Genomic DNA, 6,596 nt, shown 5'->3' with positions numbered 1-6,596 from the left:
CGGTCTTCTTCCGTGCACATGGGCAACGAGCGCGGGGCTCGGTCATTCATGTGAAACGGACGACACATCGTGAAAATTAACCGGACAGCGACTTCCGGTCGCACCTTGGCCGATCGGTTTTTTGCATAGCCATCAGGCGCTTAGGCAAATGACGAAGAAATCCCTCGCGAGGAGCACGAAAGCTTTTGCGAAACATTTGCTTTCATCTTCCCTTTCAGGTTCTGCGCGGCTCATTCGTCCTATATGGATGAACGGGGCGTATCCAGTCTCCGCAACCCATGGTCGGTGCCCACGACCCCTAACCTACCGTTAGCCTCATGTCGAAAAAGTCCCGCTCCAGACTCTGGTTCCTCGTCCACAGCTGGCTGGCCCTGCCCATCTGGTTCTTCGTCCTGATCGTCTGCCTCACCGGCACCCTGGCGGTGGTCAGCCAGGAGATCGTCTGGCTGGCCAACCCGGAAATCCGTGCCAGCAAGCCAAGCGACTCCGCCGAACCGCTGAGCTACAGCCAAGTCCTCGCCAGCATCAATCAGGCCCGGCCCGAGCTGAAGGTCGAATCGATCGAACGCCCCGACGAATCCCACTTCGCCCTGACCGTGGATGTCAGCCATCCCGACGGCAGCAGCGCTGCGCTCTACGTGAATCCCTACACAGGTGCCATCCAGGGCAAGAGCCCGCACTTCGATTTCCGCCAGTTCACCCGCGCCCTGCACGGCTGGTGGCTGATGCCGTTCGATAACGGCTACAGCTGGGGCTGGTACCTGGTCTCGCTACTCGGACTGCCGATGTTGGCCTCGCTGGTCACCGGTCTGGTGGTCTATAAACGATTCTGGAAGGGTTTCTTCAGACCACGCCTGCGCATCAGCCAGGGCGCGCGCATCTTCTGGGGGGATTTCCACCGCCTGAGCGGCATCTGGTCGATCTGGTTCATCGCCGTGATCTCCATCACCGGCACCTGGTTCCTGATCCAGGCGATCCTCGCCGACAATCACATCACTCTCTCCAGCGAAGGCCCGCCGCCGGTCATCGCCCGCAGCGAGGTGCCGCTCTCGCCTTCCGGCCAGCCGGCTGTGCAGATCGACCTCGACGAGGCCGTGCGCATCGCCACTCGGGACATTTCCGGCTTGGAAGCCAGCGGGCTGTTCCTCCCAGGCAACGCCTACAGCCCGCTCTATGTCTATGGCCGCGGCTGGTACCCGCTGATGTACCAGTCGGCAGCGATCAATCCCTACAACGGCAGGATCGAGTCTTCCCGCCTGCTCGGCGACCGCACCCCGCTGGAGTTCGTCACCGAATCCATGCGCCCCCTGCACACCGGCGATTTCGGCGGCATCTGGGTCAAGCTGATCTGGTTCGTCTTCGGCCTGCTGCTGAGCATGATGGTGCTCAGCGGCCTGCTGATCTGGAGCAAGCGCACCGCACAGGCCTCCGCCGCGCTGGTCAAGCGCGGCAAGCGCCCGGCGCGCCAGCCGAAACCGGCCAAGCCGGCGCCGGTAATGGCCAACCAGACCGCGGAGGGACAGCCATGAGCAAGGCCGCCGTCGCCCAGCCCGTTTCGCCTCTGCGCCAGTTCTGGCTGCGCTGGCGTTTCCACCTGAACGTTCTGCTGATCCTGATCCCGCTCGGTTTCATGCCACGTTATTTCGCCGACATGGCGTTGTTCTCTGGCAGCAGCGGACTGGGTGAACGCGAGATCGGCGAAGTCCAGGTAGGCCCCTGGAGTCTCAAGCTCGCCGAATGGCGTATCGAACCGCCGCACGACGAAGGCCCCGCCGGCTTCATGAAGGACTTCAATGCCGCCCTCTGCCAGGCCTGCATTCCCCAGGTCAAGGCGACCTACCTGCGCATCGGCAAGCCGCGCAGCCTGCGTGCCGCCGGGGTGATCTTCTTCGGCAGCCCCTACCGCATGGGCACCAGCGTGCCGATCCCGCCGCGCACCCGGCCCGACGCCGAGCTGTGGATCACCATGGAAGGTTGGGACGGCTCCATGCACCAGGCTTCCATTCCCCTGGCCGAGGCATCCCCCGCCACCGTGGCCTGGCTGAACAAACGAGGTAAGCAATGAGCATCCACACCCGCCCCTGGCGCCTGCCCCTGGCCGCCCTGTTGCTTGGCATGAGCGGCGCGGCCCTGGCGCACAACCCGATCTGCGAATGCGAGGAAGTGCAGGCCGGCGAGATCCGCTGCAAGGGCGGATTCTCCGACGGCAGCGGCGCCCCCGGCGTAACCCTCGACGTGATCGGCTACGACGAGCAGATCCTGGTTCCCGGCAAGCTCGGCGCCGACTCGACCCTGACCTTCAAGCGTCCCGACGGCGAGTTCTACGTGCTGTTCGACGCCGGCCCCGGCCACGTGGTGGAAATCGACCACGCCGACATCGCCGCGCCATGAGCGTCGAAACCGTCCGCCCGGCCGGCGCCGGCCACGAGACCCTCTACGTACTGCTCGGCAGTGTGCTGATCCTGGCCCTCGCCGCCACGGTGGTCGGGCTGCGCCAGCAGTCCCATGAAGCGCAAGCCCTGGACGCCCACCAGGTGGACGCCCGGCTCGACCTGAATGCCGCCGAACAGGGCATCTACGCCGACCTGCAGGTCGCCGCCGAAGACATCCAGGCGCGCCTGGACGACGGCGAAGCCGCGCCTTCCGTCGACGAACTGGCCGCCGAGGGCTTCCCGCCCTTCGTCGCCGACGTCGCCGCGAGCAGTCGCGGCGAGCACCGCTGGAGCCGCGGCGAAACCGCCGGGCGTCCGAGCTACCTGGGCGTCAGCGGCAAGCCCGGGGTGGCCGGCTCGTTCCTCCTGCTGCTCGGCCCCGCCGAAGTCTGGCTGAAGCCCGCCGCGGCCGCTGCCGGCGCCGTACCGGGCGACGCCCGCGCCCTGGCCGATGCCGGCTGGCGCCAGGTGGTCAGCCGCTTCGACGCCGGCGTGACCCGTCAGCACCGCCATTGATCGCACATCGACTCCACAGAAGGCGTTTTTCCATGCTGTTCTCCCGTCGCTCATCCCGTCCGCGCGGCCTCGCCGCCCTCCTCCCGGGCCGTGCCCTGCTGGCCGCCCTGCTGCTGGCCCTGCTCGCCCCGCTGGCCCAGGCCGAAGACGGCAAACGCCTGCGCATCGGCATCACCCTGCATCCCTACTACAGCTACGTGAGCAACATCGTCGGCGACAAGGCCGAGGTGGTGCCGCTGATCCCCGCCGGTTTCAACCCGCATGCCTACGAGCCGCGCGCCGAGGACATCAAGCGCATCGGCACGCTTGACGTGGTGGTGCTCAACGGCGTCGGCCACGACGATTTCGCCGAGCGCATGATCGCCTCCAGCGAAAAGCCCGGCATCCCGGTGATCGAGGCGAACGCCAAGGTGCCGCTGCTGGCCGCCACCGGCATGGCCGCGCGCGGCGCCGGCAAGGTGGTCAACCCGCATACCTTCCTGTCCATCAGCGCCTCGATCACCCAGGTCAACACCATCGCCCGCGAACTGGGCAAGCTCGACCCGGCCAACGCCAAGGCCTACACCCGCAACGCCCGGGCCTACGCCAAGCGCCTGCGGGCCCTGCGCGCCGACGCCCTGGCGCGGCTGAACAAGGCCCCGGCCGCCGACTTCCGCGTCGCCACCATCCACGGCGCCTACGACTACCTGCTGCGCGAATTCGGCCTGGAAGTCACCGCCGTGGTCGAGCCGGCCCACGGCATCGAGCCGAGTCCGAGCCAGTTGAAGAAGACCATCGACCAGCTCAAGGCGCTGGACGTGAAGGTGATCTTCTCCGAGATCGACTTCCCCTCCACCTACGTCGAGACCATCCAGCGCGAGTCCGGGGTGAAGCTCTATTCGCTGTCGCACATTTCCTATGGCGACTACAGCGCCGGCAAGTACGAGGAAGAAATGGCGCGCAACCTCGACACCGTGGTCCGCGCCATCCAGGAGTCCGGCGCATGACCGTAGCCGAACGGCTTTGCGCCACGCCTTGCGGGCCGGCCATCGAGTTCGCCGGGATCGACCTGAGCCTCGGCGGCAGCCGCATCCTCGATGGCGTGCGCCTGCGCGTCGAGGCCGGCAGCGTGCACGCGCTGGTCGGGCCGAACGGCGGCGGCAAGAGTTCGCTGGTCAAGACCCTGCTCGGGCAGATGCCGCATCGCGGCGAGCTGCGCCTGGAGTGGCCCGGCGCGCCCGGCTGCATCGGCTACGTGCCGCAGGCGCTGGAGTTCGACCGCGGCCTGCCGCTCACCGTCGACGATTTCATGGCTGCCATGTGCCAGCGCCGTCCGGCCTTCCTCGGCCTGTCGCGCAGCCGGCGCCCGACGATCGACGCGGCCCTGGAACGGGTCGGCATGCTGGCCAAGCGCGGTCGGCGCATGGGCGCCCTCTCCGGCGGCGAGCGCCAGCGCGTGCTGCTGGCCCAGGGCCTGGTACCGCCGCCGCAACTGCTGGTGCTGGACGAACCGATGTCGGCCCTCGACGAGGGCGGCATCCAGGTCTTCGAGCGGCTGCTGCTGGACTGGCGCCAGGCCGGCGTCACCGTGCTCTGGATCGAGCACGACCTGGAGGCCGTCGGCCGCCTCGCCGACCGGGTCAGCGGTCTCAACCGTCACCTGCTGTTCGACGGTCCGGCGGCCAGCAGCCTGACCCCGGAACGCCTGCTCACGCTGTTCTCCACCCAGCCCCGGAAGAACGCGGAGGCCAGCCGATGAACGACGCCTACGAACAACTGCGCCAGGCCGTCCAGGCCTGGGCCGCCGCCGGCTACCTGCCGGAGACCCTGGCCTACGGCTTCGTCGTCAACGCGCTCCTCGCCGGCCTGCTGATCGGCCCGGTGCTCGGCGGCCTCGGCACCCTGGTGGTGGTCAAGCGCTTCGCCTTCTTCTCCGAGGCGGTCGGCCACGCCGCGCTCACCGGCGTGGCCATCGGCATCCTCCTCGGCGAGCCCTACACCGGGCCCTACGGCAGCCTGTTCGGCTACTGCCTGCTGTTCGGCGTCCTGCTCAATTACCTGCGCAACCGCACCGGCCTGGCCCCGGACACCCTGATCGGGGTGTTCCTCTCGGTGTCCCTGGCGCTCGGCGCCAGCCTGCTGCTGGTGCTGGCGGGCAAGATCAACGTGCATATCCTCGAGAACGTGCTGTTCGGCTCGGTGCTGACCGTGAACGGCCATGACCTCGCGGTGCTGGCGGCGGTCGCCGTGCTGGTGCCGTGCCTGGCCCTGCCGCTGTACAACCGCATCATGCTGGCCAGCTTCAACCCGCAACTGGCGGCGGTGCGCGGGGTCGCGGTGAAGAGCCTGGACTACCTGTTCGTGGCCCTGGTGACCCTGGTCACCGTCGCCGCGGTGAAAGTGATCGGCGCGATCCTGGTCGGAGCCCTGCTGGTGATCCCGGCGGCGGCGGCGCGCCTGGTCAGCCAGTCGCTGAAAGGGTTCTTCTGGCTGGCGGTGCTGATCGCCACCGTCAGCACGCTGGCCGGTATCCTGTTGCCGATCATGTTCGACCTGCCGATTCCCTCCGGCGCCGCGATCATCCTGGTCGCCGGCCTGGCCTTCGGCCTCGCCGCCATCGCTCGCGGCTGCCTGCCGCACCTGAAAGGAACCCCCGGATGAACCTGAAACCCCATTGCCTCGCCCTGGCCCTGGCTTGCGCCGGACTCGCCGGCCCGCTCCCGGCCCTCGCCGCGACGCCGGCCGCGGCCCAGTCCGCGCCAGTCACGGTACTGGCCAGCCTGCCGGTCACCCACGCCCTCGCCGAACGCCTGCTGCGGGACACCGAGGTCAAGCTGCAACGGGTCGCCCCGGCCAACCTGCCGGCCAGCCGCCAGGCCTCGTTCTTCGCCGGGCGCGGCGCCGGCGGCCTGGCCAAGGCCGCCGGGCAGGCCGACGCGGTGATCGACCTGCGCTCGATCTGGAGCGACGACCCGCTCTACCCGCTGGCCCGCCGTAGCAATATCCGTATCGTCGAGATCGACGCCGCGCGTCCGGTGGACGGCGCCCTGCCCGGCATCGCCCTGCGCCCCGGCAGCGACCTGCATGCCTACCCCTGGCTCAACCCGACCAACCTGGGGCGCATGGCCGATGTCCTCGCCAGCGACCTGGAACGCCTGGCGCCCGGCGCCGCAGCGACCATCCAGGCCAACCTGGCGACGCTGAAGAAGCAATTGCTGGAAGCGACCGCCAGTAACGAGACTCGCCTGGCGAAGGCCGACAACCTCAGCGTGATCAGCCTCTCCGAACGCCTCGGCTACCTGCTCGCCGGGCTCAACCTGGACCCGCTGGACGTGGAGATCCAGGCCGACGACGGCTGGACCGAGACCAATATCCAGGCTTTCGCCGAGGAGCTGAAGAGCGAGGATATCGCCCTGGTCCTGCACCATCGCCAGCCACCCAAGCCCCTCGCCGATGCCATCGCCGCCAGCGGCGCACGCCTGGTAGTGGTGGACACCGAGGCGGCGGACCCGGTGGCCGGCCTGGAAAGCGACATGAAAGCGATAGTCGAAGGGCTGCTGGCCGGTCAAGGCTGAGCCGCGCCTCGTAACGAAAAAGGCCGGGGAGCGCTGCTCCCCGGCCTTTTTTTCGTCGACATCGGACCCGCCGCAGGGCCTATGGCGCCCTCGC

The 6,596-nt window shown here is 68.3% G+C and carries 8 protein-coding genes; all 8 read left to right on the top strand.

Annotated elements, in window-relative coordinates; all coding sequences use genetic code 11:
- Positions 1–317 precede the first annotated feature (317 nt).
- From AT700_RS12995 to AT700_RS12960, 8 genes are read left to right on the top strand one after another with little or no spacing between them, the layout of a single operon-like run.
- Positions 318–1,529 carry a PepSY-associated TM helix domain-containing protein gene (locus tag AT700_RS12995; protein ID WP_004343776.1) on the top strand — a complete coding sequence of 404 codons (1,212 nt, stop codon included), beginning with the start codon at positions 318–320 and terminating at the stop codon, positions 1,527–1,529.
- The gene (locus tag AT700_RS12990; RefSeq protein ID WP_003111932.1) at positions 1,526–2,065 is read left to right on the top strand and encodes a hypothetical protein; all 540 of its coding nucleotides are present in this window, start codon (positions 1,526–1,528) and stop codon (positions 2,063–2,065) included. Before AT700_RS12995 ends, AT700_RS12990 begins: the two co-directional genes overlap by 4 nt.
- Positions 2,062–2,391 carry a hypothetical protein gene (locus tag AT700_RS12985; RefSeq protein ID WP_004343781.1) on the top strand — a complete coding sequence of 110 codons (330 nt, stop codon included), beginning with the start codon at positions 2,062–2,064 and terminating at the stop codon, positions 2,389–2,391. Before AT700_RS12990 ends, AT700_RS12985 begins: the two co-directional genes overlap by 4 nt.
- Positions 2,388–2,948, top strand: coding sequence for a DUF6162 family protein (locus AT700_RS12980; RefSeq protein WP_003143983.1), 561 nt, complete (start codon positions 2,388–2,390; stop codon positions 2,946–2,948). The genes AT700_RS12985 and AT700_RS12980 overlap by 4 nt, the downstream gene beginning before the upstream one ends.
- A gap of 32 nt (positions 2,949–2,980) precedes the next feature.
- Positions 2,981–3,934: a metal ABC transporter substrate-binding protein gene (locus tag AT700_RS12975; protein ID WP_003113055.1), complete on the top strand. Its 954-nt coding sequence runs from the start codon at positions 2,981–2,983 to the stop codon at positions 3,932–3,934.
- Positions 3,931–4,686: a metal ABC transporter ATP-binding protein gene (locus AT700_RS12970; protein ID WP_023114417.1), complete on the top strand. Its 756-nt coding sequence runs from the start codon at positions 3,931–3,933 to the stop codon at positions 4,684–4,686. The genes AT700_RS12975 and AT700_RS12970 overlap by 4 nt, the downstream gene beginning before the upstream one ends.
- Entirely contained in the window at positions 4,683–5,588 is a 906-nt protein-coding gene (locus tag AT700_RS12965) for a metal ABC transporter permease (RefSeq protein ID WP_003106903.1), read from the top strand. The genes AT700_RS12970 and AT700_RS12965 overlap by 4 nt, the downstream gene beginning before the upstream one ends.
- Complete coding sequence (locus AT700_RS12960; RefSeq protein WP_003116922.1) at positions 5,585–6,502, top strand: metal ABC transporter solute-binding protein, Zn/Mn family; 918 nt, start codon at positions 5,585–5,587, stop codon at positions 6,500–6,502. Before AT700_RS12965 ends, AT700_RS12960 begins: the two co-directional genes overlap by 4 nt.
- Positions 6,503–6,596 lie beyond the last annotated feature (94 nt).

It is taken from the genome of Pseudomonas aeruginosa (assembly GCF_001457615.1).
GTDB lineage: Bacteria > Pseudomonadota > Gammaproteobacteria > Pseudomonadales > Pseudomonadaceae > Pseudomonas > Pseudomonas aeruginosa.
Note: the sequence above shows the minus strand (reverse complement) of the source record. Positions and strands in the feature narration are given on the sequence as shown.